This window comes from Streptantibioticus parmotrematis (assembly GCF_019890615.1).
Lineage (GTDB): Bacteria > Actinomycetota > Actinomycetes > Streptomycetales > Streptomycetaceae > Streptantibioticus_D > Streptantibioticus_D parmotrematis.
In genome coordinates this window covers 117,431-144,384 of record NZ_JAINVZ010000003.1, presented here as the reverse complement: position 1 = coordinate 144,384, position 26,954 = coordinate 117,431, and the positions used below count along the sequence as shown (strand labels likewise).

Below are 26,954 nucleotides of genomic sequence, written 5' to 3'. Positions count from 1 at the left end.
AGGCATCATCGGATCGGATGCGGGCGGACCGTCATCGCGGGATCCCACGCGTGGCGTCGGGTTCGGGGCGACGGTCGGCGGCAGGGCGCGCGGTCAGGCTGACGACGAGTCCGGCCAGGGGGAGTGCCGCGAGCACGGCGAGGGCCACCGGCACCGGCACGATGCCGGACAGACCCGCGACCGTGGCCGGACCGATCCCGCCACCCAGGGCGTTCATGAAGTTGAGCAGGCCCTGCGCGGTGTCGCGGTCGTCCGCGGCGACCAGGTCCGGCGCGAGGCCCACCAGTACGGCTTGGGCGCCGGCGAACCCGCACACGGTCAACGCCGTGCCGACGACGATGGGGATCGGCCCGTTGAAGGCCGCGACCGCGAGCACGCCGACGACGGTGACTGCCGCAAGCCCGGCCGACACCTGCCAGCCGGTGAACCGGTCGGTCAAGGTGCCGACCAGCCGCCCGGCCAGCACCGAGCAGGCGGCGGCCGGGACCAGGATCACGCCGGCTTCCAGGGGGCCACCGCCCGTGGTCTGCTCGATCAGGGACGGGGCGCGGAACAGCACCCCGTAGTAGCCGGCGAAGACGGTCCCGCCGACGAGCCCGGTCGCCAGGAAGCCGCGGGCCGCGATCACCCGCCGGGGCACGAACCCGTCGGGCGTGCTTCGCACGCGCCACCACACCCCCACGGCGGCGAGCACCCCGGCGGCAGCCACGACGAGCGTGACCGGAGCGGGCAGGCCGACCGAGTGCGCCTGCAGCAACGTGATCAACGAACCGGCGAGTACCGACAGCACGGCCGCGCCGACGACATCGAGTCGCCCGGTCGACCCGTTTCGCTCGCCGCTACCGCTGCGCGTCAGCGCGCGCCTGCTCGGCAACGCGGCCAGCAGGAGGGGCAGCGCGAGGACCGGGATCGCGAGCACGGCACGCCATCCGAGCCATGCGGTCACCACCCCGCCCAGCAGTGTCCCGCACCCCGACGCCGTCGCGCTGGCCGCCGCGATGATTCCCAGGGCCTGGATCCGGTGCCGCCCGGGAAGGGCGGTGGCCGCGGCGAAGACGGCGATCACGGTCGCGCCCGCCCCGGCGCCGCCGATCAGTCGGCCGACGATCACGACGGACAGGGTCGGCCCGGCTCCGGCGAGCGCGGAGCCCGCGGCGAGCGCCACGACCCCGGCGACGAGGACCTGGAAGGGACTCCAGCGGGCCAGCAGCCGACCCGCGACCGGCATCGCGAGCGCGGAGGTCAGCGACCACGCGGCGAGAATCCACGCGGTGGCCCCGAACGGCACCGCGAGTGCGCGCCCGATGGCCGGCAGGGCCACCGACGGCGCTCCCAGCGCCACGTACATCGGCAGCACCAGCATTCCCAGCGTCAGCCCCAGCCGACGCCCGTCCGGGGCGTCGGTTCGCTCCGGTGTCGGGGCCCCTCCGGACGGGATCGTCTGCGGCGTCGTCCTCTGCCGAGTATGTTGTGACATGTAAAAGCTCCTTTGGGTGTGACATTAAGGAGCAGTGAGGAGATACGTCAAATGCGGGATGCGTGTTACAGCCCCTTGGCGGTCCAGGCGGCCGTCGACCTGGCCAACACCTTGAGGCCGGTCAAGGGGGAGGACGCGCTCGAGACCGTGGAGCAGCTCCGGGACTTCCTTGACGACCACCCCGCGGCTGAACCTCCGAGTCCGGCCGCGAACCGGGGGGCCGGTCCGCGGCGTCTCACCCGCGCCGACCTGGCGGAAGTCCGCGCGTTGCGCGAGACGGTGCGTGGGGTGCTCGAACGGGCGAACGCGGACGCGGTCGAAGCCGCGGCTCTGATCAACGACGGTCTGCGTCGCGGCCGCGCCACCCCGGTGCTGTGCCACGAGGGCGACCGCTGGTGGACCGAGGTGACCTCCGACACCGACCGCTGCTCGGCGCACCTTGCCGCGACCATGCTCAGCGCACTGGCCGCCGTGATCGCCACGCTCGGTCCCGCTCGTCTCGGCGTATGTGCCGGGCCGACCTGCCGGGCCACTTTCGTGGACCTCTCGCGCAACGGCTCGAAGCAGTACTGCACCCGAACCTGCGCACACCGGGCCAGCGTCGCGGCCTACCGGAGCCGGCACAGCCCGCGTTGAGCGCCGGCACCTGCCCCTGCCGGGCCGGCTCCGGGATTTCGTCCGAGCCCGCCTTCGGCGAACTCGTCCGGGGCTCCGAGGGCGTTCCTCGCGAGGCAATCCGCATCGCAGCGAAAGCCGCAGTGCGGGCCCGAGACCGCAAGACCTCCGTTCCGGTCGTCCGGCACGCAGCCCGAGCCCGGTGTCGGTCCGCCAAGGCGCGTGCTCTCCGCGCGTATCCCGAGCCGGACCGACTCCTGAAACGGCTCATCGGCAATTCGCGCTCTTCGACGCCGGGGTCCCGCACGTCGTTCGCCGCGGCTACTGAGTCGCAGCGGGGCCGACAGCCGTCGGAAGGGCCGATTGCAGATCGTCGTCACCCTGCCGAGGATCGGCCCCCGCAGGCAGTCATTGCATAAAAGTTCTGTGGAACGTATAGTCATGCCATCGATCGAGGAGGGATTCGATGGTGGTGCGGGCGGCTGTGGCCGGGGCCAGTGGGTACGCCGGGGGTGAGGTGCTGCGGCTGCTGCTCGGGCATCCGCGGGTGGAGGTCGGCGCGGTCACCGCGCACGCCAACGCCGGTGAGCGCCTCGGCGCACTGCAACCGCACCTGCTTCCGCTCGCCGACCGCGTCCTGGAGCCCACCTCGCCGGAGGCGCTCGCCGGGCACGACGTCGTCTTCCTCGCGCTGCCGCACGGCCAGTCCGCCGCCGTCGCCGAGCAACTGGGGGACGCCGCCCTCGTGATCGACTGCGGCGCCGACTTCCGGCTCAGGGACGCCGCCGACTGGGAGCGCTTCTACGGCTCGCCGCACGCCGGTACCTGGCCCTACGGCCTGCCCGAGCTGCCCGGTGGTCGCGCAGCGCTGACCGGGGCGCGGCGGATCGCGGTGCCGGGCTGCTATCCGACCGCGGTCTCCCTCGCCCTCTTCCCCGCCTACGCCGCCGGTCTCGTCGAACCCGAAGCCGTGGTGGTCGCCGCCTCCGGCACCTCCGGCGCGGGCAAGTCGCCCAAGCCGCACCTGCTGGGCAGCGAGGTCATGGGCTCGATGACCCCGTACGGCGTCGGCGGCGTCCACCGCCACACCCCGGAGATGGCCCAGAACCTCGGCGCCGTCGCCGGGCAGCCGGTCACCGTCTCGTTCACGCCGACGCTGGCGCCCATGCCGCGCGGCATCCTCGCCACGTGCAGCGCCAAGGCCCTGCCCGGCACCACGGCCGCGGCGGTGCGGGAGGCGTACGCGAAGGCGCTGGACGCGGAACCGTTCGTCCACCTGCTGCCCGAGGGCCGCTGGCCGTCCACCGCCGCGGTGTACGGCTCCAACGCGGCGCTGCTCCAGGTCGCGTACGACGAGACGGCCGGCCGCGTCATCGCCGTCAGCGCCATCGACAACCTCACCAAGGGCACCGCGGGCGGCGCGGTGCAGAGCATGAACGTCGCCCTCGGACTCCCCGAGGAGCTGGGACTGACCACGATTGGGGTGGCTCCGTGAGCGTCACGGCAGCGCAAGGGTTCACGGCGGCCGGGATCGCCGCCGGAATCAAGGAGAACGGCAACCCGGACCTGGCACTCGTCGTCAACAACGGCCCGCGTCTGCACGCCGCCGCCGTCTTCACCTCCAACCGCGTCAAGGCCGCTCCCGTGCTGTGGTCGCAGCAGGTGGCGCGCGGCGGCGCGGTGAGCGCGGTCGTCCTCAACTCCGGTGGTGCCAACGCCTGCACCGGCCCCGAGGGCTTCCAGGACACCCACGCCACCGCCGAGAAGGTCGCGGACGTGCTCGGCCACAGCGCTGGCGAGGTCGCGGTCTGCTCCACCGGACTGATCGGCGTGCGGTTGCCGATGGACAAGCTGCTGCCGGGAGTCGAGAAGGCCGCGGCCGAACTGTCCCCGTACGGCGGCGAGAAGGCCGCGATCGCCATCAAGACCACCGACACCACGCACAAGACCGCGGTCGTGCACGGCCAGGGCTGGGCGGTCGGCGGCATGGCCAAGGGCGCGGGCATGCTCGCCCCGGGACTTGCCACCATGCTGGTCGTCCTCACCACCGACGCCGACGTGGAGGCCGCAGGCCTCGACAAGGCGCTGCGCGACGCGACCCGCACCACGTTCGACCGGATCGACTCCGACGGCTGCATGTCGACCAACGACACCGTGCTGCTGATGGCCTCCGGGGCCTCCCAAGTCGCCCCGGAGTACGAGGAGTTCGCCGACGCCGTACGGGAGGTGTGCGCCGACCTCGCCCGGCAGCTGATCGGCGACGCGGAGGGCGCGTCCAAGGACATCCGCATCGAGGTGATCAACGCCGCGAGCGAGCAGGACGCGGTGGAGGTCGGCCGGTCCATCGCCCGCAACAACCTGCTCAAGTGCGCCGTGCACGGCGAGGACCCCAACTGGGGCCGGGTGCTGTCCGCCATCGGCACCACCGACGCCGCCTTCGAGCCCGACGGGCTCAACGTCGCCATCAACGGCGTGTGGGTCTGCCGCCGGGGCGCCGTCGGCGACGACCGCGAACTGGTCGACATGCGCTACCGCGAGGTGCGCATCACCGCCGACCTGGGCGCGGGCACCGACTCCGCCGTCATCTGGGCCAACGACCTGACCGCCGACTACGTCCACGAGAACAGCGCGTACTCCTCATGACCGACGCCGATCACACTCCGCGGCCCGAGCACACACCGCAGGCCGACCACACCCCGCAGCCCGACAGCGGCCACGTTCCCGAAGCGGCCGACGCCGACGGGCAGCCCGCCGCCCGCACACACAGCGCGCTGCCCAAGGCCCGCATCCTCATCGAGGCCCTGCCCTGGCTGACCCGCTTCCACGGGAAGACCGTCGTCATCAAGTTCGGCGGGAACGCCATGGTGGACGAGGAGTTGAAGGCCGCGTTCGCGCAGGACGTGGTCTTCCTGCGGCACGCCGGACTGCGCCCGGTCGTCGTGCACGGCGGCGGCCCGCAGATCACCGCGCACTTCGACAAGCTGGGCCTGGTCACCGAGTTCAAGGCCGGGCTGCGGGTGACCACGCCCGAGGCCATGGACGTCGTGCGGATGGTGCTCGCCGGGCAGGTGCAGCGCGAACTCGTCGGCCTGCTCAACCGCCACGGACCGCTCGCCGTCGGCCTGACCGGCGAGGACGCCCACACCATGACCGCCACCAAGCGGTACGCCGACGTCGACGGCGAACGCGTCGACCTCGGCCGGGTCGGCGAGATCACCGGCATCGACGCGGGCGCCATCCAGGCCCTGCTGGACGACGGCCGCATCCCGGTCGTCTCCTCCGTCGCCCGCAGCGCCGACGACGGCCACGTCTACAACGTCAACGCCGACACCGCCGCCGCCGCGCTCGCCGTGGCACTCGGCGCCGAGACGCTGATGGTGCTGACCGACGTCGAGGGCCTGTACGCGGACTGGCCGGCCAGTGACGACGTGATCAGCCAGCTCACCGCGAGCGAACTGGAGAAACTCCTGCCCGACCTGTCCAGCGGCATGGTGCCGAAGATGGAGGGCTGCCTGTACGCGGTGCGCGGCGGGGTGGGCACCGCCCGGGTGCTCGACGGGCGGGTGCAGCACGCGATCCTGCTGGAGATCTTCACCGACGAGGGCATCGGCACCATGGTCGTGCCGGACCCGGCACCCGAGGGGGACCAGGCATGACCGGCAACGCCGCGCTGACCGCCCGCTGGCAGGACGCGCTGATGGACAACTACGGCACGCCCAAGCTCGCGTTGGTACGCGGCGAGGGCGCCCGGGTGTGGGACGCCGACGGGAACGCGTACCTGGACTTCGTCGGTGGCATCGCCGTCAACGCCCTCGGCCACGCGCACCCGGCGGTCGTCGAGGCCGTCACCCGCCAGCTGGGCACGCTCGGCCACGTCTCCAACCTCTTCGTCGCCGAACCCCCGGTCCAACTCGCCGAGCGCCTACTCCAGTTGATGGGACGTCAGGGGCGTGTGCTGTTCTGCAACTCCGGCGCCGAGGCGATCGAGGCCGCGTTCAAGATCGGGCGCCGCACCGGCCGCACCCACAACGTCGCCACCGTCGGCGGATTCCACGGCCGCACCATGGGCGCCCTCGCCCTGACCGGCCAGCCCGCCAAGCAGGACCCGTTCCGTCCGTTGCCCGGCGAGGTCACCCACGTGCCGTACGGGGACGCCGACGCGTTGCGCGAAGTGGTCACCGAACACACCGCCGCCGTCTTCATCGAGCCGATCCAGGGCGAGAACGGCGTGGTCGTGCCGCCGGAGGACTATCTGCACGCCGCCCGGGAGATCACCCGGGCGACCGGCACCCTGCTGGTACTTGACGAGATCCAGACCGGCATCGGCCGCACCGGCCACTGGTTCGCCCACCAGGCCCAGAGCGTCGAGCCGGACGTCGTCACGCTCGCCAAGGGCCTCGGCGGCGGTCTGCCGATCGGCGCCACGCTGGCCTTCGGCCCCGCGGCCGAGCTGCTGACGCCCGGTCAGCACGGCACCACCTTCGGCGGCAACCCGGCGGTGTGCGCTGCGGCGCTCGCCGTACTCGACACCATCGAGGCGGACGGGCTGCTGGAGCGGGCCAAGCGCGCCGGGGAGCGACTGCGGCAGGGGATCGAGGGAATCGGGCATCCGCTCGTCGACCATGTGCGCGGTGCGGGCCTGCTGCTGGGTATCGTGCTCACCGAGCCCCTCGCGCCGCGGGTGCAACTGGCGGCTCAGGACGCCGGTCTCCTGGTGAACGCGTGCATGCCGGACACGGTACGGCTCGCTCCCGCGCTGATCCTCGGCGACGAGGAGGTCGAGGCGTTCACGCGGGCGCTGCCGGGCGTCCTCGACGCCGCTTACGGGGACCGACGAGCCGGAGACTGACGACGAGATGACCGAGGCGCAGGGCGGCCCAGCCGTACCGCAGACCCGCACCGCACGGCACCGCCGGATCGTGGACATCCTCGGCCGGCAGCCGGTGCGCTCGCAGAGCCAGCTGGCCAAGATGCTGGCCGACGACGGGCTGAACGTCACCCAGGCCACGCTCTCACGCGATCTCGACGAACTCGGCGCGGTCAAGATCCGCAACGCCGGCGGCGAGCTGATCTACGCGGTGCCCTCCGAGGGTGGCTTCCGCACGCCGATGGCGCCGCTGGGCGAGTCGGTGAAGGAGGAGCGGATGGCCCGGCTCGCCGGTGAGCTGCTGATCAGTGCCGAGGCCTCCGCCAACCTCGTCGTGCTGCGCACTCCGCCGGGCGCGGCCCAGTTCCTGGCCTCCGCGATCGACCAGGCAGAGGTGCACGACATCCTCGGCACCATCGCGGGCGACGACACGCTGCTGCTGATCAGCCGCGATCCGGCCGGCGGCCAGCCGCTCGCCGACCACCTGCTCCGCCTGGCCGAACGCGACCACGGCTGACACCGTACGACCACGGCCCGCGCCGGAAAGCAGGCGCGACACGCCCGCAACAGCCCCGCATGGATGAATGGCCATGCGGGGCTTTGATTTTCCATGCGGCATGCTGCATACTTATGCCAAGCACCGCATGGATGCTGTCGCCCGCACCCGCACGCCACCTCAGTGCGCCACCACAGTGAAGGAGAAAGCCGTGACAGAGCGCGTCGTACTCGCCTACTCCGGCGGCCTGGACACCTCCGTCTGCATCGGCTGGATCGCCGAGGAGACCGGCGCGGAGGTCGTCGCCGTCGCGGTCGACGTCGGCCAGGGTGGCGAGGACCTGGACATCATCCGCAAGCGGGCGCTCGCGTGCGGCGCGGTCGAGGCCGAGGTCGCGGACGCCAAGGACGAGTTCGCCGACGAGTACTGCCTCCCGGCGATCAAGGCCAACGCCCTGTACATGGACCGCTACCCGCTGGTCTCCGCGCTGTCCCGGCCGACGATCGTCAAGCACCTGGTGGCCGCCGCCCGCAAGCACGGCGCGGACACCGTGGCGCACGGCTGCACCGGCAAGGGCAACGACCAGGTGCGGTTCGAGGCGGGCATCTCCTCGCTCGCCCCGGACCTCAAGTGCATCGCGCCGGTGCGGGACTACGCGATGACCCGGGACAAGGCCATCGCGTTCGCCGAGAAGGCGGGCCTGCCGATCGCCACCACCAAGAAGTCCCCGTACTCCATCGACCAGAACGTCTTCGGCCGGGCCGTCGAGACCGGCTTCCTGGAGGACATCTGGAACGCGCCCATCGAGGACGTCTACGAGTACACCGAGAACCCGGCCACCCCGCGCGAGGCCGACGAGGTCGTCATCACCTTCCAGCAGGGCGTGCCGGTCGCCATCGACGGCAAGCAGGTCACCGTGCTGGAGGCGATCCAGCAGCTGAACGCGCGGGCCGGGGCCCAGGGTGTCGGACGGCTCGACATGGTCGAGGACCGGCTGGTCGGCATCAAGTCCCGTGAGGTCTACGAGGCTCCGGGCGCCATCGCCCTGATCACCGCCCACCAGGAGCTGGAGAACGTCACCGTCGAGCGCGAACTCGCCCGCTACAAGCGGCAGGTGGAGCAGCGCTGGGGCGAACTCGTCTACGACGGCCTGTGGTTCTCGCCGCTGAAGCGGGCGCTGGACGGCTTCGTCGACGAGGCCAACGAGCACGTCTCCGGCGACATCCGGATGACCCTGCACGGCGGCCGGGCGGTCGTCACCGGCCGGCGCTCGGGCGAGTCGCTCTACGACTTCAACCTCGCCACGTACGACACCGGCGACACCTTCGACCAGTCGCTGTCGAAGGGCTTCATCGAGCTGTTCGGCATGTCGTCGAAGATCGCCGCCAAGCGGGACCTGGCGCAGTGACCTCCGGCAACGACGACGTACGGCTGTGGGGCGGCCGGTTCGCGGACGGACCGGCCGAAGCCCTGGCGAAGCTCTCCGCCTCGGTGCACTTCGACTGGCGGCTCGCCCCCTACGACATCGCGGGCTCCCGCGCCCACGCCAGGGTCCTGGCCAAGGCCGGGCTGCTCACCGCCGACGAGCTGGAACGCATGCTCACCGGCCTCGACCGGCTGGAAGCGGACGTCGCGGACGGCACCTTCACGGGCACCGTCGCCGACGAGGACGTGCACACCGCGCTGGAACGCGGCCTGCTGGAACGGCTCGGCCCCGACCTCGGTGGCAAGCTGCGCGCCGGCCGCTCCCGCAACGACCAGGTCGCCACCCTGTTCCGGATGTACCTGCGCGACCACGCCCGGGTCGTCGGCGGCCTGCTCGCCGATCTGTCCGACGCGCTGGTCGGCCTCGCCGAGGCCCACCCGGACCTGGCGATGCCCGGCCGCACCCACCTCCAGCACGCGCAGCCGGTGCTCTTCGCCCACCACGTGCTCGCCCACGTCCAGGCGCTGTCCCGGGACGCCGAGCGGCTGCGGCAGTGGGACGAGCGCACGGCGGTCTCGCCGTACGGCTCGGGCGCGCTGGCCGGGTCCTCGCTGGGCCTCGACCCGGAGGCGGTCGCGGCCGACCTGGGCTTCGAGCGCGGCTCGGTCGGCAACTCGATCGACGGCACGGCCTCGCGCGACTTCGTCGCCGAGTTCGCGTTCATCACCGCCATGATCGGTGTGGACCTCTCCCGGATCGCGGAGGAGGTCATCATCTGGAACACGAAGGAGTTCTCCTTCGTGACCCTGCACGACGCCTTCTCCACCGGCTCGTCGATCATGCCGCAGAAGAAGAACCCGGACATCGCGGAGCTCGCGCGCGGCAAGTCCGGCCGCCTGATCGGCAACCTGACCGGGCTGCTGGCCACCCTCAAGGCGCTGCCGCTCGCGTACAACCGGGACCTCCAGGAGGACAAGGAGCCGGTCTTCGACTCCTGCGACCAGCTGGAGATCCTGCTCCCGGCGTTCACCGGCATGATGGCGACCCTCACCGTCAACCGCGAGCGCATGACCCAACTGGCCCCCGCGGGCTTCTCGTTGGCCACCGACATCGCCGAGTGGCTGGTCAAGCGCGGCGTGCCGTTCCGCGTCGCGCACGAGGTGGCGGGGGAGTGCGTCAAGGTCTGCGAGGCCGAGGGCATCGAGCTGGACGAGCTGACGGACCAGCAGTTCGCCGCGATCTCCGAGCACTTGACGCCCGAGGTGCGTGAAGTGCTCAACGTTCAGGGTGCGTTGGCGTCGCGTGACGGCCGGGGCGGTACGGCACCCTCGGCGGTCGCCGTTCAGCTGGCCGAGGTCAAGCGGGACGTCGCGACCCAGCACGAGTGGGCCGACGCCCGGCGCTGAGGCGAAGAGCCCGAGGAGTGGGAAGGTCCGGCCGGTCACGTGTCGTACGTGACCGGCCGGACGCGTTCGCGGGCCGACCCGCGCGGTGCCCCGTTGCGTGCGCCGCCGTCCCCTCGTTAGCCGACACGGCACTGATCGTCGGCATGAGACTGTCCTGAATATGATGAGACAGTGATGTCTCATGGGAGTTATCATCGTCTCATGAGCTTCGATCGTGAGCAGGTCCTGCGGGACGCGGCCGCGCTGCTGACCCGGCGCGCCACCGCGTCGCTGGACGAGATCGCCCGCGCCGCAGGCGTCAGCCGGGCCACCCTGCACCGGCACTTCCCCGGCCGGGAGGCGCTGGTGCGGGCGCTGGGCGCGCTCGGCGTCGCGCAGACCGAGGAGCGCCTCGACGCCGCACGCGTCGAGGAGGGCGACCCGGTCGAGGCGGTGCGCCGCCTGATCGAGGAGGCCATCCCGGTCTCCGGCTTCCTCGCCTTCCTCTACGGCGAGAACCAGCTCTACGACGACGCCGAGCTGAACGCGGGCTGGGCCCGCATCGACGAACGCGTCAGCGCGCTCTTCCACCGCGGCCAGGAACAGGGACTCTTCCGCTACGACCTCACCCCCGCCTGGCTCTGTGAGGCGCTCTACGCGCTGATCGCCGCCTCCGCGTGGTCGGTGCAGGACGGCAAGATGGCCCCGCGCGACTCCGCCCGGATGGTCGGCGACCTGCTGCTCGGCGGCATGCTGCGGGAGCGCTCATGACCTCCGGTGTGCTGCGCACCCCCGTCGTCGGGCCCGAGCGGCCGCACCCCGCCCGCTGGTGGGCGCTGGGCGTGCTCACCCTCGCGCTGCTGCTGGTCGCCGTCGACGCCACCGTGCTGGGCCTCGCCATGCCGTTCCTCAGCGAGGACCTGCGGCCCTCCTCCACCCAGCTGCTGTGGATCGGCGACGTCTACTCGTTCGTCATCGCCGGGCTCCTGGTGTCGATGGGCGGCCTCGGCGACCGCATCGGCCGTAAGAAGCTGCTGCTCACCGGGTCCGCGGCGTTCGGCGTGCTGTCGCTGCTCGCCGCGTACGCGACCAGCCCGGGCATGCTGATCGCGGCCCGCGCGCTGATGGGCGTCGCCGGGGCGACCCTGATGCCCTCCACGCTGGCGCTGATCCGCAACCTGTTCAGCGACGCGCGTGAGCGCAGCTTCGCCATCGGCGTGTGGGGTTCCGCCTCGATGGCGGGCGCCGCGGCCGGACCGGTCGTCGGCGGCTTCCTGCTGGAACACTTCTGGTGGGGTTCGGCGTTCCTGATCAACCTGCCGGTGATGGCGGTGCTCATCGTCTTCGGCGTCAAGGTGCTGCCCGAGTCCCGCAACCCGGCCCCCGGCCCCTGGGACACCGTCAGCGTGCTGCTGTCGCTGGCCGGCATGATCGGCGTGGTCTACGCGGTCAAGGAGACCGCGGCCTACGGCTTCGGCCCCGGCCACCTGGCGGCCGGTGTCGTGGGTCTGGGCTGCCTGGTGGCCTTCGTGCGGCGGCAGTTGACCATCGCGGCGCCGCTGCTGGACATGCGGCTCTTCCGCAACCGCGGCTTCTCCGCCTCCGTGCTGGCCGACCTGCTGACCGTGCTGGGGATGTCGGGCCTGATCTTCTTCCTGTCGCAGTACCTCCAGATGGTGCAGGGGCGCTCCCCGTTGCAGGCCGGGCTCGCCGAGATCCCCGCCGCCCTCGGCGCCGTCGTGACCGGCCTGATCGCGGGCAACGCGGCCCGGCGCTACTCCGTGCGCGCCGTCGTGGCGGGCGCCCTCGCCGTCATCGGCGCCGCGCTGGCCGCACTGGTGGCGGTCACCCCGGACACCGGCTATCCGGTGCTGGGCGCGGTCCTGCTGGTGGTCGGTGTCGGCGCCGGGTTCTCCTTCACCGTGACCGCCGACGTGATCCTCTCGTCCGTGCCGAAGGAGCACGCGGGCGCCGCCTCCGCCGTCTCAGAGACCGCGTACGAACTCGGCGCGGCGCTCGGCATCGCACTGCTGGGCTCGATCGTGACCGGCATGTACTCCGGCATCGCGATACCGCGAGGGGTGCCGGCGCACGCGGCCGGGCAGGCGCGGCAGTCGCTCGCCGACGCGCTGGACGCGGCGTCGGGGCTGCCGGGAGGCACCGCCGTCGCGCTGCGCGAGGCCGCCAGGACGGCGTTCACCGACGGACTGCGGACCGCTTCCGCGGTCGGCGCCGCCGTGCTGCTGGTGGCCGCCGTCTGGGCGTGGCGGATGCTGCGCGGCCAGCGCCTCGCGGACCACGCGCCGGGCGAGCACGGCTGAGGCGGGCGGTCACGAACGGGGCGGCGGGCCGACGGGTCGACCGGGCGACGGGTCAACCGGGCGGCGGGCGGTCGGGTGATTGGACGGGCGCGGGCGGTCGGCGGACGCGCGGCATCCGCCGCCCCCCGACCGCCCCGAGAGTCCCGCTACGCCGCCTTGCCGTGGTCGGCGGCCTTCGCGGCCTTCGCCTTCGTCGCGTAGACGTCCACGTACTCCTGGCCGCCCAGCCGCATCACGTGGCTCATCACCTCGTCGGTGACCGCCCGCAGCACGTAGCGGTCGCGGTCCATGCCGTCGTAGCGGGTGAAGTCCAGCGCGGGACCGAAGCGCACCGTCACCGGGCTGATGCGGGGCAGGCCGCTGCCGCCCGGCTGCACCCGGTCGGTGCCGATCATGGCGAACGGCACCACCGGCGCGCCGGTCATCAGCGTCAGGCGGGCGATGCCGGTGCGACCGCGGTACAGGCGGCCGTCGGGGGAGCGGGTGCCCTCCGGGTAGATGCCGAAGACCTTGCCCTCGTCCAGCACCCGCTTGCCGGTCATCAGCGCCGCGACGCCGCCGTGCCCGCCGTCCCGGTCCACCGGGATCATGCCGGCGGTGCCGAAGAACCACGCCATCAGCCGCCCCTTGAGCCCGCGCCCGGTGACGTACTCGTCCTTGCCGATGAAGTAGACCTGCCGCTTGACGATCAGGCTCAGGAAGAGGGAGTCGATGAACGTGACGTGGTTGCCCGCGAGGATCACCGGACCGCTCTCCGGGATGTTCTCCATGCCCTCGACCCGTGGGCGGAACAGGACGCGCATGAGCAGTCCGAGCAGCGCCTTGAGCAGGAAACGGGACAACGGAACCCTCCGTCGGTGATCGGCGGTACGGCGGCAGAGTGCAGCGTGCAGCGGGCGGAGCCGGGGCGAACCGGCGCGAAGGCCGATCCGGCCGTGCGGCCGGACTCACGTCGCCCCTGGTGGGGACGATACTCGCGGTTACCGGTGAGTTCCACGCCGGGTTCACCCAGTCGATACGCCGAGTTGACACACCGCCTTCCCGGCCTCTCGCGTGAACACCTCCTCGGCCCCTCGTACGGGTGAATCCCCGAGGAGGGGAAACCGGCCGCGGACGGCCGCGCGTTCCGATGGCATGAGGACTTGTGAGAACGCGTCCCCCGGTGCGGACGCGGACGTGGAAGAGGAAGCGCGGGCGGTCGCGGCCGGGGGCGGCGGCGCCCCGATCGGCCCTGGAGCGCTTGCCGGACTGCTCGCCGCCGAGGCCGCGGCCGAGGCGTGCGCCGCGGGCGTCGACCCCGCCGACCTGGAACAGGCCGTCTGGCTGCGGCTGTTGGACCGGGGCCCGGGACCACCGCCGGGCCCGGACTGGCTGCGCGCCGCCGTGCGGGCCGAGGTGCGCGGAGCGCGCCGGCGGGCGCTGCGCGAGGTGCCCTACGAGCCGGGCCACGGCCCCGACGCACCCTCGGCCGAAAACCACGTGCTCGACGCCGAGCGCCGCCTCGCGCTGCGGGCCGCCGTGGCACGGCTGCCGGGCCGCTGCCCTCGGCTGCTATCGGCGCTGTTGTCCCGGTCCGACCTCACTTACCGGGAAATATCCCGGGAGTTGGGAATCTCACAAGGCAGCCTCGGCCCGCTGCGCTCACGGTGCCTGGCATGCCTGCGAGTGATGCTCGGCGCCGAGGGTTGAAGCCGGGGGAGTACGGGGTAAGGAGCGGTAAACAGTCGGCGATCGGGCGCTCGTTCACGTCCGGACCCGGCGTGCCACGGGTCTTGTCCACCGCGCCCGCCGAGCCGGATGACTGTGCGATCATCGGCGCCACGGACGTCGGAACGACCTTCTCGCACCCGAGCGGGCCGCGCCGCCTTCCGATCACAGGGCAAACATCCCGGACGCGCACCCTCCACCCTCATGTGTCCGGGGACTCACAGGGGAGGCCTGCGCACATGGGCATGAGCGTGACCGTCTCTACGGCGACCGACGACGACGCCGAGAACATCCTCAAGCTTCAGTACCTCTGCTTCCAGCGCGAGGCCGAGATCTACGGCGACTACGGCATCGAGCCGCTGACCCAGACGCTCGACGCCCTGCGTGCCGAACTCGGCGAGGGCTGCGTGCTGGTCGCCCGGCTCGGCTCCGAGGTGGTCGGCTCGGTCCGGGGCAGCGTCGACGCGGACGGCACCGCGCGGATAGCCAAGCTCATCGTCCACCCGCGCATGCAGCGGCACGGCCTGGGCGGGCGGCTGCTCAGCGCCATCGAGGAGCGACTGGCCGCCGAGCGGGAGGCCAAGCGCTTCCGGCTGCTCACCGGCCACCGCAGCGAGGGCAACTTGCGGCTGTACCGCAGGCTCGGCTACGCGCAGACCGCCACCGAACAGATCAGCCGGCGCTTCAGCCAGGTGACCCTGGAGAAGGCCGCCGCGCAGGCGCCGACGTTCGCCGCGACTGCCTGATCGTCCCTCGACCGGGTCCGCGTCGACCGGCCTCGACCGGGCCCGCGTCGTGCCAGGGCCACGTCGTGGTGCGGCGTTGTGTCGGGGTCTGCCCCCGGCGCAACGCGTCAGGCCGTCTCGTCCTTGCCCGGGGCGGCCCGGCGCAGCCACAGGATGCCGGTCACCGGCAGCGCCAGGGGGATCAGCAGGTAGTCGACGCCGTAGTAGGACCAGACCGTCTGGTCGTGGAAGAGCGACGGCGTCACGATCGTCAGCGTGCCGACGATCAGCACGCCCGCGAGTTCCGCCGCGCAGCACACGATGCCGATCCGCCGCGCCGACTCCCCGCCGCGCACCAGCGTCACCAGGATGAACGCGTAGACGACGGCGGCGACCGCGGACAGCACGTAGGACAGCGGCGCGCGGTGGAACTGGGCGATCAGCTGGTAGATCGACCGCGACCCGGCGGCCACGGTGAACAGCCCGTAGAGGGAGACGATCAGTCGCCCAGGACCCTCGCCGATCTTGCGGCGCGGACGGGCCTGCGCGGACTCGGCGTCCGTCGTCGTGCCGTCGGTGTTCTTCCCGGCCGTGCCGGTGCCGGACGTCGTGCCGGTGTCAGCCATGGCCGCCTCCCCAGATGTCGAAGAGCCTGATTTCCAGGACGGCCAGCACCAGGCCGCCCGCCGTCACGATCGCCGAGCCCCAACGGGTGCGCTCCAGCAGCGACATGAAGCCCGCCGCCGGGACCGCGAGCGCGGCGCCCGCGAGGTAGGCGAGGAAGAGCGCGTCGCCGCCGTCCGCCTTGTGCCCGCCCGCCGTCTTCACGATGCCGACCACCAGCTGGGCCACCGCCAGTACGGAGACCACGGCCATGCCGACGAAGTGCCAGTCCTTGGTGGACTGGTCGCGGGCGGTGGCCAGACCGCACCACGCCGCGAGCAGCAGGGCGGTCACCGTCACCGCGACGGTAAGCGCACCGATCACCGGATCCTCCGGAGGGCGGGACGGACCGGGCGGCGCGGACCGGCCGGGCGGGCGTATGGGGGCATGCGGTGACTTTAGTACGGCGCCGTCACCGCTCCCGCCACGGGTCGACCCGCGACAGCCGCCACGCGCCGACCACAACTCCCGCCGCCGACCGATCACGGTTCTCCCCCGGGCCGACCACGATTCCCGCCGCTCTCGCCCGGGCCGACCACGATTCCCGCCGCAGAGGTCGAACCGCGACGCCGACGCGCGCGGACGTGACACCGCCCGGGCCGTCCCCGCCTCATCGCCGTCCGCATCCCGGACAGGGTGACCGGTATGTGGAACGGCGTCCCGGTGTCTGGTTTACTGGTGCGCATGACGACGACGAACCGCCGCACCCGCGCGACCGAGGCGATGACGCCCGGTGTTCGTCGTACGTGCCGAATGTGTGCGCTCTGAGGGCCCCCGCCTGAGCCTCGCGCCCCGAAGCGAGACCCGACGCGCGAACGGCAGTGACCGTTCCCCCGCAGCACCACGGACACCGCACACCATGAACCTCCCCGCGTACCAAGCGAATCCCGCGATCGGCCGTTGCCGGATCGCGCACCACCCGCAGCCGCCCGGCACCCGCTGCGTCTGAAGCTCTTCCCTCCCGCCGGCCCGGACCAGGGCCGCCCTCGGCATGCCTACATCCGTGTGCCGTTCCAGATTCCGAGATGAATGCCGTACGCGTCGGTGATCCCGGTCGCGTACTCGACAGTGACGGAAACCCCAGTGATCACCACCACGGGCCTGAGGAAGGTCTACCACTCGCGAGATCGCGAGAGCGTCGCCCTCGACGGCGTCGATCTGCACGTGCGTGAGGGCGAGGTGTTCGGCGTCGTCGGCCGCAGCGGCGCCGGCAAGTCCACGCTCATCCGCTGCGTCAACCTGCTGGAGCGGCCCACGTCGGGCACGGTCGAGGTGGCCGGCACCGACCTGACCGCGCTGGCCGGACGCTCCCGGCGCGCCAACCCCGCGCTGCGCGCCGCCCGCAGCCGGATCGGCATGGTCTTCCAGCACTTCAACCTGCTCGCCTCGCGCACAGTGCAGGACAACGTCGAACTCCCGCTGGAGATCCTCGGCGTCTCCGGGCGGGAACGCTCCCGCAAGGCGCGGGAGCTGCTCGACCTGGTCGGTCTCGCCGACAAGGCGAAGGCGTACCCGGCCCAGCTGTCCGGCGGCCAGAAGCAGCGCGTCGGCATCGCCCGCGCGCTGGCCGGAGACCCCAAGGTGCTGTTGTCGGACGAGGCCACCTCGGCGCTCGACCCGGAGACGACACGTTCCATCCTGCGGCTGCTGCGCGACCTCAACGAGCAGCTGGGACTGACCGTCCTGCTGATCACACACGAGATGGACGTGGTCAAGGCGGTCTGCGACTCGGCGGCGCTGATGCGGGCCGGACGGATCGTGGAGTCCGGCACGGTCGCGGAACTGCTGGGCACCCCCGGCTCGGAACTGGCCGACGAACTCTTCCCCGTCGGCGGCGAACCGTCGCGACCGGGCCGGACGGTGGTGGACCTCACCTTCCACGGCGAGGTGGCCACCCAGCCGGTGATCTCCCAGCTCGCGCGCACCTACAACATCGACATATCGATCCTGGGCGCGGCGATCGAGACCGTCGGCGGCCGTCAGATCGGCCGCATGCGCGTCGAACTCCCCGGCGCCTTCGAGGAGAACGTCGTCCCCATCGGCTTCCTGCGCGAGAAGGGCCTGCGGGTCGACGTCGCGGACCTGGCCACGCCGGACGCCGGCACCCCCGACACCGAGCCGCCGGCCGCCGAGCCCGACGTGGACGCCGCCCTGGTCGAGGAGGCCGCCAAGTGACCTGGAACGAACTCCAGCCCCTTCTGTGGCCCGCGTGTTGGGACACCGTCTACATGGTGCTGTGGTCCTCCGTGATCGCGGTCCTGGTCGGCCTGCCCGTCGGCGTGCTGCTCGTCCTGACCGACCGCGGCGGCCTGCTGGGCAACGCGGCCGTCAACAAGGTGCTCGGCGCGGTGGTGAACGTCGGCCGTTCGCTGCCGTTCATCATCCTCATGGTCGCGCTGATCCCGTTCACCCAGTTCGTGATCGGCACCAGCATCGGTTCCGAGGCGGCCGTCGTGCCGCTGGCCATCGGCGCGATCCCGTTCTTCGCCCGGCTGGTGGAGACGGCGGTGCGCGAGGTGGACCACGGCCTCGTCGAAGCCGTGCAGGCGATGGGCGGCGGCACCTGGACGGTCGTGCGCAAGGTGCTGCTCCCGGAGTCGCTGCCGTCGCTGGTGTCGGGGCTGACCACCACCGCGGTCGCCCTGGTCGGCTACTCGGCGATGGCCGGTGCGATCGGCGCCGGCGGCCTGGGCGACCTCGCCATCCGCTACGGCTACCAGCGCTTCGAGACCAACGTGATGCTCTACACCCTCGTGGTGCTGGTCGCGCTGGTCACCGCCATCCAACTGCTCGGCGACCTCACCGCCCGCGGCCTGGCGCACCGCGGCCGTTCGCAGGCCACTCCGAGGCTGCGGCTGCTGCGCCCCAAGGCGCCCACCGCGGGCACCGCCTCCTGAACCTCCCTTCCGATCCCCTCCCGTAACGCCCGTTACGGCGGTCGCACCCGCGACACCCGAGAAACAGCGAAAGGCACTTTTCGTGCGTAACGTCACCCGCATCACCGTCTCCGCCCTCGCGCTCGGCGCGCTCACCTTCTCCCTGAGCGCCTGCGCCTCCTCCTCCGACGGAGGCGGCGGCCAGAGCAAGAGCGCCGACGCGCCGCTCATCGTGGCCGCGAGCCCCACCCCGCACGCCCAGATCCTCGACTACGTCAAGGACCACCTGGCCGCCAAGGCCGGACTCAAGCTCCAGGTGAAGGTCTTCAGCGACTACGTGACGCCGAACACCGCCACCGAGAACGGCGACGTGGGCGCCAACTTCTTCCAGCACAAGCCGTACCTCGACGACTTCAACAAGAAGAACGGCACCCACATCGTGCCGGTCGTCGACGTCGAGCTGGAACCGCTGGGCCTGTACTCGCACAAGGCGAAGTCCCTGAAGGACCTCAAGGACGGCGCCACGATCGCGGTGCCGAACGACACCACCAACGAGGGCCGCGCCTTCAACCTGCTCCAGGCCAACGGGCTGCTCACCCTCAAGCCGGGCAGCGGCGACTCCGCGACCCCGTCCAGCGTGGCGAGCAACCCCAGGCACCTGAAGTTCAAGGAGCTGGAGGCCGCCGAGCTGCCGCGTTCGCTGGACGACGTGGACGCCGCGGTCATCAACGGCAACTACGCGCTCGGCGCGGGCCTGAACCCGGCGAAGAACGCGCTGGTGCTGGAGAAGGCGCAGGGCAACCCCTACGCCAACTTCCTCGCGGTCAAGGACGGCAACCAGAACGACCCGCGCGTGGTGAAGCTCGCGAAGCTGCTCAACTCGCCTCAGGTCAAGGAGTACATAGAGAAGACCTTCAAGGGCGCGGTCGTCCCCGCCTTCGGCAAGCCCGCGTAACCGGTCGGGCCACTCAGGGCCCCTCAGGACCAGTGGCCGCGGCGCCCCGTCCGGCGCCGCGGCCACTACCTCGTCCGGCACGTCACGTGGCTACGGGCGTCGACGCAGCCAGTACACGTCGGTGGTGTACGGCATCTCCAGCCGCTCCTCGCCGCGGGTGACGCCCTGCCGCCGGAGCAGGTCCACCGCCTGTGCCCGGACCTCCTCCTGCTCCCGCTCGCCCAGCACCACGATGTGACTGGAGGACATCATCCGTTCCACCACGTCGGCGACGGTCGTCACGTGGGGATTGGGGAAGTGGCTTTCGCCCTCCGCCGACCAGCCCGGCCGCCCGGTGAACGCCGCGCGCCAGCCGTCGTCCAGCGGGCTCGGCAGATCGCGCGGCGCGCAGCGGAAGTAGATCTCCTGGAACTCGGCCACCCACGGCACCGTCGTGTCGTACGTGTTCCACACCAGCCCCAGCGCGCCGCCGGGCCGCAGCAGCCGTTCCACCTCGGGCAGCGCCCGCTCGGCGTCGAACCAGTGCCACGACTGCGCGGCCACCACCGCGTCCGCGCAGCCGTCCGGCAGCCCGGTGGACTCCGCCGTGCCCGCCGTCACCGCCACCCCCGGCAGCAGCTCGGCCAGCCGCTCGCGCATCTCCGCCACCGGCTCCACCGCGGTCACCTCGGCACCGGTCAGGGCCAGCAGGCGGGTGAACTTCCCCGTGCCCGCGCCGAGATCGACGACCCGGCGTCCCGACTCCAACGGCAACGCGTCCGCGAGCCGGGCGAGGGCCGCCATGGGATAGGAAGGCCGCGATCGCTCGTAGCCGCCCGCGGACCGCGGGTAACCGATTCCTGCTGCGTGGTGGACCGTCACGCGGGCAGACGGTAGCAGGAGCCGATGACAACCGGCCGGTACGGGCGGGGGCCCGGACCGCCTCCGAACGGTGCGCGCACCAGCGCCGTCGTCCCCCGGGGCGGCCCACGGCCCGGTGTCCCCCGCGCTGCGCGCCCCCAGCCGGATGCTGCATGCTGTGCTTTTCACATGGCTCTGCACGAAGGGCCGGTCACACGGCTGCGCACACCAGCCCGTCGAGGAGCGGCGAATGACATCCACCTTCCCTGACATCTCGATCAGCACGGAACGCCTCAGTCTGCGTGCCTACGACGAGGAGGACATCCCGGCGCTGGCGGAGATGATGAGCGACGAGATGGTCACCGCCTGGAGCGACGCCCCCCACCCGTACACCGAGGCCGAGGCCCGTGCCTGGGTCACCGGGACCGCGCCCGCCGTCCGCGCCGACGGCAGCGGGATCGTCTTCGCGGTCAGCGAGTTCCTCACCCAACGCCTCGTCGGCACCGTGCGGTTGAGGAACACCGACTGGACCGTGCGCAGCACCGAGGTGCGCTACCTGACGGCGCACTGGGCCCGTGGCGAGGGCTACGCCAGCGAAGCGGTGCTCGCCACCGCCCAATGGCTCTTCCAGGACCAGAAGTTCGAGCGCCTGGAGATGCGCACCGCCGCAGACAACACCGCCGCCCAGCAGGTCGCCCAGAAGATCGGCTGCATCAGCGAGGGCGTGCTGCGCGGCGCGGGCCTGGTGCGCTGCTACGACGAGAACGGCGGATGGACCCGCGGCCGCACCGACCTCATCGTGTGGAGCCTGCTGCCCGAGGACCTCGACGGCATGTCCCTGCGCGGCGCCGACGAGGACGGCTTCGCCGCCTACCCCGACTGGCGCTGAGCCCCCTCCCGCGCCCGGCACCGACCGGCGGCCCCGGGATACTGTGTCCCCCCAGGTCGCGTGAGCGCCATTGGCCTGGAGTCGACGAGGACGGGCGAACCCCGCGGCGAAGGACGAGGATGGCTGACCGGGTCACGGTGATCGGGTGGGACGGCACACCGCCGACCGCGGCGGCACGGGCCGCGCTCAGGGCCGCCACGCTGGTGGCCGGCGCCCCCCACCATCTGGTGCTGCCCGACATCCCCGCCGCCGCCGAACGCGTCCGGCTCGGCAGCATCGACCTGGCCGCCCGGCGCATCGCCGCCCACCGCGGCACCGCCGTGGTCCTGGCCGACGGCGACCCCGGGTTCTTCGGCGTCGTCCGCGCGCTGCGCAAGCCCGAGCACGGCCTCGAGGTCGAGGTGGTGCCCGGCGTCTCCTCCGTCGCGCGGGCCTTCGCCCGGGCCGGGATGCCGTGGGACGACGCCCGCGTCGTCGTCGCCCACAGCCGCACCCTGCGCCGCGCGGTCAACGTGATCCGCGCCCACCCCAAGGTCGCCGTGCTCACCGCGCCAGGCGCCGGACCGGCCGAACTCGCGCTCCTGCTCGGTGGAGTGCACCGCACCTTCGTCATCTGCGAGGCGCTGGGCACGGAACGCGAGGAGGTCACCGTGCTGACCTCCGACAAGGTCGCCGACCACACCTGGCGCGACCCCAACGTCGTCCTGGTCATCGGCGGCCCCTCCGCCTCCGACACCGGCGGCTGGATCGCCGGACAGGACCCGCGCTACCCGGGACCGCTGCGCGGCTGGGGCCTGCCCGCCGACCGCTACGGGCACGGTCCCGGCGCCTCCTTCGGCTCGGCACGGCTGCGCGCCGTCCAGCTCGCCCGGCTCGGCCCGCGCACCGGCGACCTGCTGTGGGACATCGGCGCGGGCGCGGGCGAGCTCGCCGTGGAGGCCGCCCGGCTCGGCGCCGCGGTCATCGCCGTCGACCGGGACGCCGACGCCTGCGCCCTGATCACCGCCAACGCCCGCCGCTACGGCGTCGCCCCCCAGGTCGTCCACGGCACGGCACCGCAGGTGCTGGAGGACCTGCCCGAGCCGGACGTGGTACGCGTCGGGGGCGGCGGTGCCGCGGTGGTGGCCGCCTGCGCCGCGCGCCGCCCGGAGCGCATCGAGGCCTCCGCCACCACGCGGGACGAGGCGGAGGAGATCGGCCGGGTCCTGGCCGAGGGCGGCTACGCGGTCGAGCGCACCCTGTTGCAGTCCGTGGAACTCGACGACGCCTGGGCGGAACGCGAACGCGCCACCGACTTCCTGCTCAGCGGCGAACTGGCCCAGCGCTGAACCGGCCCGGCGGGGAACCGACCCACGGCTGAACCGGCCCGGGGGGCAACCGGCTCAGCCGTGAACCGGCTGCCCGCAATGCCGAACCAGCCGCCCGCGACGCCGAACCGGCCGCCCGGAAGGTCTCCTCCCGGCCCGGCCTGTCAACGCCCGCGCGACGTACGTCTGTTCGGATGAAACCGGGGGCTCGGCACACGATCGGGTGATCGCGCGGTAGGCTGGCGGACCGTCGTGCCGCGCGCTGGTGACCTCGCGATCCCCGCTGGGAGGTGGCGTGTTCTCGCTGGCGGCGGGCGCGGCGCCGGTGGGGGACGTGGCGCAGTCCACAGGCCCGGGAAGCCGAGTTGGGTGGCCACGGTGCGCGACCGGCCGGGACAATGAACGTCCCGGGGTGGTCGTGCCGCCTGCCACGCGTGCTCGTTCTTCCATCGAGCGGCCTTGCGCCGCAGCCGCCGGCGCATCACGGGGCTGGAAGGAGCGACACCGATGGGCGAGGGGCACGCATGACTGACACCGGCCCGGTCCCCGGCGAGGGACTGCCGGGGAACGCAGGCGCAGAAGCGGTTCAGCAGCCGCACGCCGACCTGTCCGCGCAACCGGCCGGCACCCCGGCCGCGGCAGCAGGGTCGGGGCACGGCTGGAGCACCGACGCGTTCCTGGCCCCCGCGACGCCCGTCTTCGACTACCTCGACCAGCCCGAAGGCGCCGAGCCGCCGGTGGCCGCCGAGGACGACGACCTGTTGCTGATGCCCGCTCCGCAAGGCTCCTGGGGCGACCCGCAGCCGGTCCCGCCGCAGCCGCCGATCCCGCAGCCGACGGCCCCCGAGCAGGCGCAGGCGCCGCAGCACGACGCGCCGACCGACACCCCGCAGGCCGTGGAACCGCAGGCCGTGGAACCGGAACAGGCCGCCGCGCAGGCGCCCGCTACGCCGGAAGTTGTCCCTCCGGAAGCCGTCCCGCCAGAGCCCGCCGCCGCGCAGGCCGGGAGCGGTGGCCCTCAGACGGCGCACGCGGAGCCCGCTCAGGCCGAGTTCGCTCAGGCCGAGGCCCCTCACGTCGATGCCGTCCAGGCCGAGGCCGCTCACGGCGAGGCGCTGACCGGGACGGTGCCGGGGGAGACCCCGGCCGCCGAGGCGACCGCGCCGCAGGAGTCCGCCGACGCCGACGCCGATTCCGGCCGCATCGAGCCGGGTTCGCTGGACCTGGGCCACACCGGGCCCGGCCAGCCCGAAGCCGTTGAGGCGTTGCCCGAACCGGTGACGACCGACGCGCGACAGCCCGTCCAGGGCGTCGAGCAGACGACCGCCGCGCCGGTTGCCGACACGGGTGACCAGCCTGCGGCCGATCCCGCTGTCGTCGCCGGGGCACCGGTCCAGGACGCGCAGGCCCAGGCCGCGCCGCCTGCCGAGCCCGTACCGCACCCCGAACCCGAGGAGAACGCGGCCACGGACGCCGCCGCTCCGGCACCCCGGGTGTCCGCGCCCGGTTCCGCCGCCGGTCAGACCACTCAGAACGGTCAGACCACTCAGAACGGCCAGAACGGCCCGGTGCGGCGCCCGTTGCACCTCGGTCCGCCCACCCCCGCCGCGCTGGGGTCCGACTCGTCGGGTGGTGTGTCGGTGCGTTCGCTCGCCGACCGGGGCCCCACGCCCCCGCCCGTCGCGCCCACCCCGGTGCGCGACTCGGTCCCCGGCGACCCGACCACGGGACCCGAGTACCTCGACGTGCCGGTGGACGAGACCGCCTCCATCCCCGCCCAGCAGAACGGCGAAGCTCCGGTGGCGGGCGGTCCCTGGGGCCCGACACCGGTCGTCGCCGCCACCGTGACGCCCGACGCGCCGGAGCAGCCGCAGGCCGCCCCCGCGACGCCCGAACCGCAGGCGGAGCCCGAGGCCCAGGCCGAGGCGGGTCCCGAGGTCCAGGCTGAGGCTCAGCCCGAGGCCCCGGCCGAGCCGGAAGCCGCGCCGCAGGCCGAACAGCCCGACGCGGAGCCCGTGGTGGAGCCGGTCGCCGTTCCGGTCGACGTCGCCGAGACCCCGCGTGGCGGTCCGGCCGACGAGCCCGGAGGCCTCGCCGACCTCGACCGCGATCCGGTGCGCGTGACGATCGTCCCCGAGCCGCGTGCTGCCGAGCCGCAGGCCGCGACACCGGCGGCACAGGCCGAGGCCGCCCCCGAGCCGTCCGTCGAGGCCGCTGCCGCCACATCCGAGCCGCAGGCCGAAGCCGTCGCCGTTCAGCCGGAGCAGGCCGAGACCCCGGCGGACGCCCCCGCGCCCGCCGCCCCCGCTGCTTCCGGCGACGCGACGTCCGTCGACACGCCGCAGGCCGCCGGACCGGAGCCGTCGCCGGAGATCCCGGCCGAGGACACCACCGCGGACGCCGACGGCGAAGCCCTTCACGACGGCGAAGCCCTTCACGACGGCGAAGCCCGACCCGAGGGCGGCAGTGAGGGCGAGGCCGTCGCCAGCCCCGCCGCCGCGGGCTACGACGACGCCGTGCGCGACGCCGTGCACAAGGTGATCCGGGAGCGCCGCGACATCCGCAACGGCTTCCGCCAGGACCCGATCCCGCACGAGGTGCTGCTGCGGGTGCTGGAGGCCGCGCACACCGCGCCCAGCGTCGGCCACTCCCAGCCGTGGGACTTCGTGGTCATCCGCTCGGACAAGACCCGCGAGAAGATGCACGAACTGGCGATGCGTCAGCGCGACGCGTACGCCAAGTCGCTGCCGAAGGCCCGGGCCAAGCAGTTCCGCGAGCTGAAGATCGAGGCGATCCTCGACACTCCGGTCAACATCGTGGTGACCGCCGACCCGACCCGCGGTGGCCGGCACACCCTCGGCCGCCACACCCAGCCGCAGATGGCCCCGTACAGCTCCGCGCTCGCCGTGGAGAACCTGTGGCTCGCCGCGCGCGCCGAAGGACTCGGCGTCGGCTGGGTCAGCTTCTTCGACGAGCGCGAGATGGTCCGCGAACTCGGCCTGCCCGACCACCTGGAGGTCGTCGCCTACCTGTGCGTGGGGTACGTGGACGAGTTCCCCGAGGATCCCGAGCTCGTCCAGGCGGGCTGGTCCAAGCGCCGTCCGCTGGCCTGGGTGGTGCACGAGGAGGAGTACGGCAACCGCGCCCTTCCCGGCGAGGACCCGCACGACCTGCTGGACGAGACGCTGCGCGGCATCCGCCCGCTGGACGCCAAGGCGCTCGGCGAGGCGTGGGAGCGGCAGAAGCGGATGACCAAGCCGTCCGGCGCGCTCGGCATGCTGGAGATCATCTCCGCGCAGCTGTGCGGCCTGTCCCGGCAGTGCCCGCCGCCGATCCCCGAGCCCGCCGCCGTCGCGATCTTCGCGGGCGACCACGGGGTGCACGCCCAGGGCGTCACCGCGTGGCCGCAGGAGGTCACCGGCCAGATGGTGGAGAACTTCCTGGCCGGGGGAGCGGTCTGCAACGCGTTCGCCAACCAGGTGGGCGCCGAGGTGTGCGTGATCGACGTCGGCGTCGCGACCGAACTGCCCACCACACCCGGCCTGTTGCCCCGCAAGGTGCGGCACGGCACCGGCGACTTCACCACCGGTCCCGCGATGACCCGCGAGGACGTGCTGCGGGCCATCGAGGTGGGCATCGAGACGGCCCGCGACCTGGTCGCCGCGGGCAACAAGGCACTGCTCACCGGTGAGATGGGCATCGCCAACACCACCGCGTCCGCCGCGCTGATCTCCGTCTACACCGGCGTCGACCCGGCCGAGGTCACCGGCCGCGGCACGGGCATCAACGACGAGATGCACGCCCGCAAGGTGGACGTGGTGCGCCGCGCCCTGGAGCTGCACAAGCCCGATCCCGCCGACCCCATCGGCGTCCTCGCGGCCATCGGCGGCCTGGAGCACGCGGCCATGGTCGGCCTGCTGCTCGGCGGCGCGTCGCTGCGCACCCCGGTCATCCTGGACGGCGTGAGCGCCGGAGCGGCCGCGCTGGTCGCCCGGGCCGTCGCGCCCGAGGCGCTGGCCGCCTGCATCGCGGGCCACCGCAGCGCGGAGCCCGGCCACATGGCCGCCCTCACCAAGCTGGGTCTGCGCCCGCTGGTCGACCTCGACCTGAGGCTGGGCGAGGGCACCGGCGCGCTGCTGGCGCTGCCGCTGGTGCAGAGCGCGGCACGGGTGATGCACGAGGTGGCCACGTTCGACTCGGCGGGCGTCACCGAGAAGGGCTGACCGGAGTCCGGAAGGACGGAACCGGGCCCGTACGACGGCGACCGCCCAGGTAGGGGCGGTCGCCGTGCGAGGTGCGTCACCGCGCGGCGCCCGTCGCACACCGTAAGGTTGTCACCACCGGCGGGGTGCCCCGCCCCGACCGCAGGCCGGCACGGGCCGGGCCGTCGCACCCGGCCGGTCTC

General features: G+C 72.9%; 22 protein-coding genes and 1 pseudogene. 18 read left to right on the top strand and 5 right to left on the bottom strand.

Annotated features, from left to right (window positions below):
- Window positions 1-31: 31 nt before the first annotated feature.
- Complete coding sequence (locus K7472_RS05830) at window positions 32-1,477, bottom strand: MFS transporter (RefSeq protein WP_222974684.1); 1,446 nt, start codon at window positions 1,475-1,477, stop codon at window positions 32-34.
- 51 nt (window positions 1,478-1,528) lie between these two features.
- Between K7472_RS05830 and K7472_RS05825 the strand changes: the two genes are divergently transcribed.
- The 10 genes from K7472_RS05825 to K7472_RS05780 all read left to right on the top strand — a co-directional run bounded on the left by K7472_RS05825 (window position 1,529) and on the right by K7472_RS05780 (window position 12,587).
- On the top strand, window positions 1,529-2,113 hold the full coding sequence (locus K7472_RS05825) for a CGNR zinc finger domain-containing protein (RefSeq protein WP_222974682.1): 585 nt from the start codon (window positions 1,529-1,531) through the stop codon (window positions 2,111-2,113).
- Between the two features lie 445 nt (window positions 2,114-2,558).
- Window positions 2,559-3,587 (top strand): N-acetyl-gamma-glutamyl-phosphate reductase, encoded by a 1,029-nt coding sequence (gene argC, locus K7472_RS05820; RefSeq protein ID WP_222974680.1) that lies wholly within the window; start codon window positions 2,559-2,561, stop codon window positions 3,585-3,587.
- A complete protein-coding gene (gene argJ / locus K7472_RS05815) occupies window positions 3,584-4,735 on the top strand; it encodes a bifunctional glutamate N-acetyltransferase/amino-acid acetyltransferase ArgJ (protein ID WP_222974678.1) in 1,152 nt (383 codons plus the stop codon). Before argC ends, argJ begins: the two co-directional genes overlap by 4 nt.
- Window positions 4,732-5,748 (top strand): acetylglutamate kinase, encoded by a 1,017-nt coding sequence (gene argB / locus K7472_RS05810; protein WP_222974676.1) that lies wholly within the window; start codon window positions 4,732-4,734, stop codon window positions 5,746-5,748. Before argJ ends, argB begins: the two co-directional genes overlap by 4 nt.
- Entirely contained in the window at window positions 5,745-6,941 is a 1,197-nt protein-coding gene (locus K7472_RS05805) for an acetylornithine transaminase (RefSeq protein ID WP_222974673.1), read from the top strand. The genes argB and K7472_RS05805 overlap by 4 nt, the downstream gene beginning before the upstream one ends.
- 7 nt (window positions 6,942-6,948) lie before the next feature.
- Window positions 6,949-7,476, top strand: a complete 528-nt coding sequence (locus K7472_RS05800) for an arginine repressor (protein ID WP_222974671.1) — start codon at window positions 6,949-6,951, stop codon at window positions 7,474-7,476.
- A gap of 190 nt (window positions 7,477-7,666) precedes the next feature.
- Window positions 7,667-8,863: an argininosuccinate synthase gene (locus K7472_RS05795; protein ID WP_222974669.1), complete on the top strand. Its 1,197-nt coding sequence runs from the start codon at window positions 7,667-7,669 to the stop codon at window positions 8,861-8,863.
- Entirely contained in the window at window positions 8,860-10,287 is a 1,428-nt protein-coding gene (gene argH, locus K7472_RS05790; protein ID WP_222974667.1) for an argininosuccinate lyase, read from the top strand. The genes K7472_RS05795 and argH overlap by 4 nt, the downstream gene beginning before the upstream one ends.
- Before the next feature lie 201 nt (window positions 10,288-10,488).
- Complete coding sequence (locus K7472_RS05785) at window positions 10,489-11,037, top strand: TetR/AcrR family transcriptional regulator (protein WP_222974665.1); 549 nt, start codon at window positions 10,489-10,491, stop codon at window positions 11,035-11,037.
- Complete coding sequence (locus K7472_RS05780; protein ID WP_222974664.1) at window positions 11,034-12,587, top strand: MFS transporter; 1,554 nt, start codon at window positions 11,034-11,036, stop codon at window positions 12,585-12,587. The genes K7472_RS05785 and K7472_RS05780 overlap by 4 nt, the downstream gene beginning before the upstream one ends.
- Before the next feature lie 146 nt (window positions 12,588-12,733).
- Here the strand turns inward: K7472_RS05780 and K7472_RS05775 are convergent, their stop codons facing one another.
- Window positions 12,734-13,429 carry a lysophospholipid acyltransferase family protein gene (locus K7472_RS05775; RefSeq protein ID WP_222974661.1) on the bottom strand — a complete coding sequence of 232 codons (696 nt, stop codon included), beginning with the start codon at window positions 13,427-13,429 and terminating at the stop codon, window positions 12,734-12,736.
- 292 nt (window positions 13,430-13,721) lie between these two features.
- Between K7472_RS05775 and K7472_RS05770 the strand changes: the two are divergent.
- Window positions 13,722-14,307: pseudogene (locus K7472_RS05770) on the top strand (RNA polymerase sigma factor).
- 226 nt (window positions 14,308-14,533) lie between these two features.
- Entirely contained in the window at window positions 14,534-15,040 is a 507-nt protein-coding gene (locus K7472_RS05765) for a GNAT family N-acetyltransferase (protein ID WP_222974659.1), read from the top strand.
- A gap of 107 nt (window positions 15,041-15,147) precedes the next feature.
- On the opposite strand, the gene K7472_RS05760 is transcribed toward K7472_RS05765, so the two are convergent.
- Window positions 15,148-15,645 (bottom strand): hypothetical protein, encoded by a 498-nt coding sequence (locus tag K7472_RS05760; RefSeq protein ID WP_222974657.1) that lies wholly within the window; start codon window positions 15,643-15,645, stop codon window positions 15,148-15,150.
- Entirely contained in the window at window positions 15,638-16,006 is a 369-nt protein-coding gene (locus tag K7472_RS05755) for a hypothetical protein (protein WP_222974655.1), read from the bottom strand. The genes K7472_RS05760 and K7472_RS05755 overlap by 8 nt, the downstream gene beginning before the upstream one ends.
- 759 nt (window positions 16,007-16,765) lie before the next feature.
- On the opposite strand from K7472_RS05755, the gene K7472_RS05750 reads away from it, so the two are divergent.
- The 3 genes from K7472_RS05750 to K7472_RS05740 all read left to right on the top strand — a co-directional run bounded on the left by K7472_RS05750 (window position 16,766) and on the right by K7472_RS05740 (window position 19,513).
- Window positions 16,766-17,857 carry a methionine ABC transporter ATP-binding protein gene (locus tag K7472_RS05750; protein WP_308013783.1) on the top strand — a complete coding sequence of 364 codons (1,092 nt, stop codon included), beginning with the start codon at window positions 16,766-16,768 and terminating at the stop codon, window positions 17,855-17,857.
- Window positions 17,854-18,579 (top strand): methionine ABC transporter permease, encoded by a 726-nt coding sequence (locus K7472_RS05745; RefSeq protein WP_222974651.1) that lies wholly within the window; start codon window positions 17,854-17,856, stop codon window positions 18,577-18,579. Before K7472_RS05750 ends, K7472_RS05745 begins: the two co-directional genes overlap by 4 nt.
- 82 nt (window positions 18,580-18,661) lie before the next feature.
- A complete protein-coding gene (locus K7472_RS05740) occupies window positions 18,662-19,513 on the top strand; it encodes a MetQ/NlpA family ABC transporter substrate-binding protein (protein ID WP_222974649.1) in 852 nt (283 codons plus the stop codon).
- A gap of 90 nt (window positions 19,514-19,603) precedes the next feature.
- Here the strand turns inward: K7472_RS05740 and K7472_RS05735 are convergent, their stop codons facing one another.
- Entirely contained in the window at window positions 19,604-20,374 is a 771-nt protein-coding gene (locus K7472_RS05735) for a class I SAM-dependent methyltransferase (RefSeq protein WP_222974647.1), read from the bottom strand.
- A gap of 229 nt (window positions 20,375-20,603) precedes the next feature.
- Between K7472_RS05735 and K7472_RS05730 the strand changes: the two genes are divergently transcribed.
- The 3 genes from K7472_RS05730 (at window position 20,604) to cobT (ending at window position 26,772) form a co-directional block, all read left to right on the top strand.
- The gene (locus K7472_RS05730) at window positions 20,604-21,242 is read left to right on the top strand and encodes a GNAT family N-acetyltransferase (protein ID WP_222974645.1); all 639 of its coding nucleotides are present in this window, start codon (window positions 20,604-20,606) and stop codon (window positions 21,240-21,242) included.
- 119 nt (window positions 21,243-21,361) lie between these two features.
- Complete coding sequence (gene cbiE, locus K7472_RS05725; RefSeq protein ID WP_222974643.1) at window positions 21,362-22,570, top strand: precorrin-6y C5,15-methyltransferase (decarboxylating) subunit CbiE; 1,209 nt, start codon at window positions 21,362-21,364, stop codon at window positions 22,568-22,570.
- 503 nt (window positions 22,571-23,073) lie between these two features.
- A complete protein-coding gene (cobT, locus tag K7472_RS05720) occupies window positions 23,074-26,772 on the top strand; it encodes a nicotinate-nucleotide--dimethylbenzimidazole phosphoribosyltransferase (RefSeq protein WP_222974641.1) in 3,699 nt (1,232 codons plus the stop codon).
- Window positions 26,773-26,954: the final 182 nt, after the last annotated feature.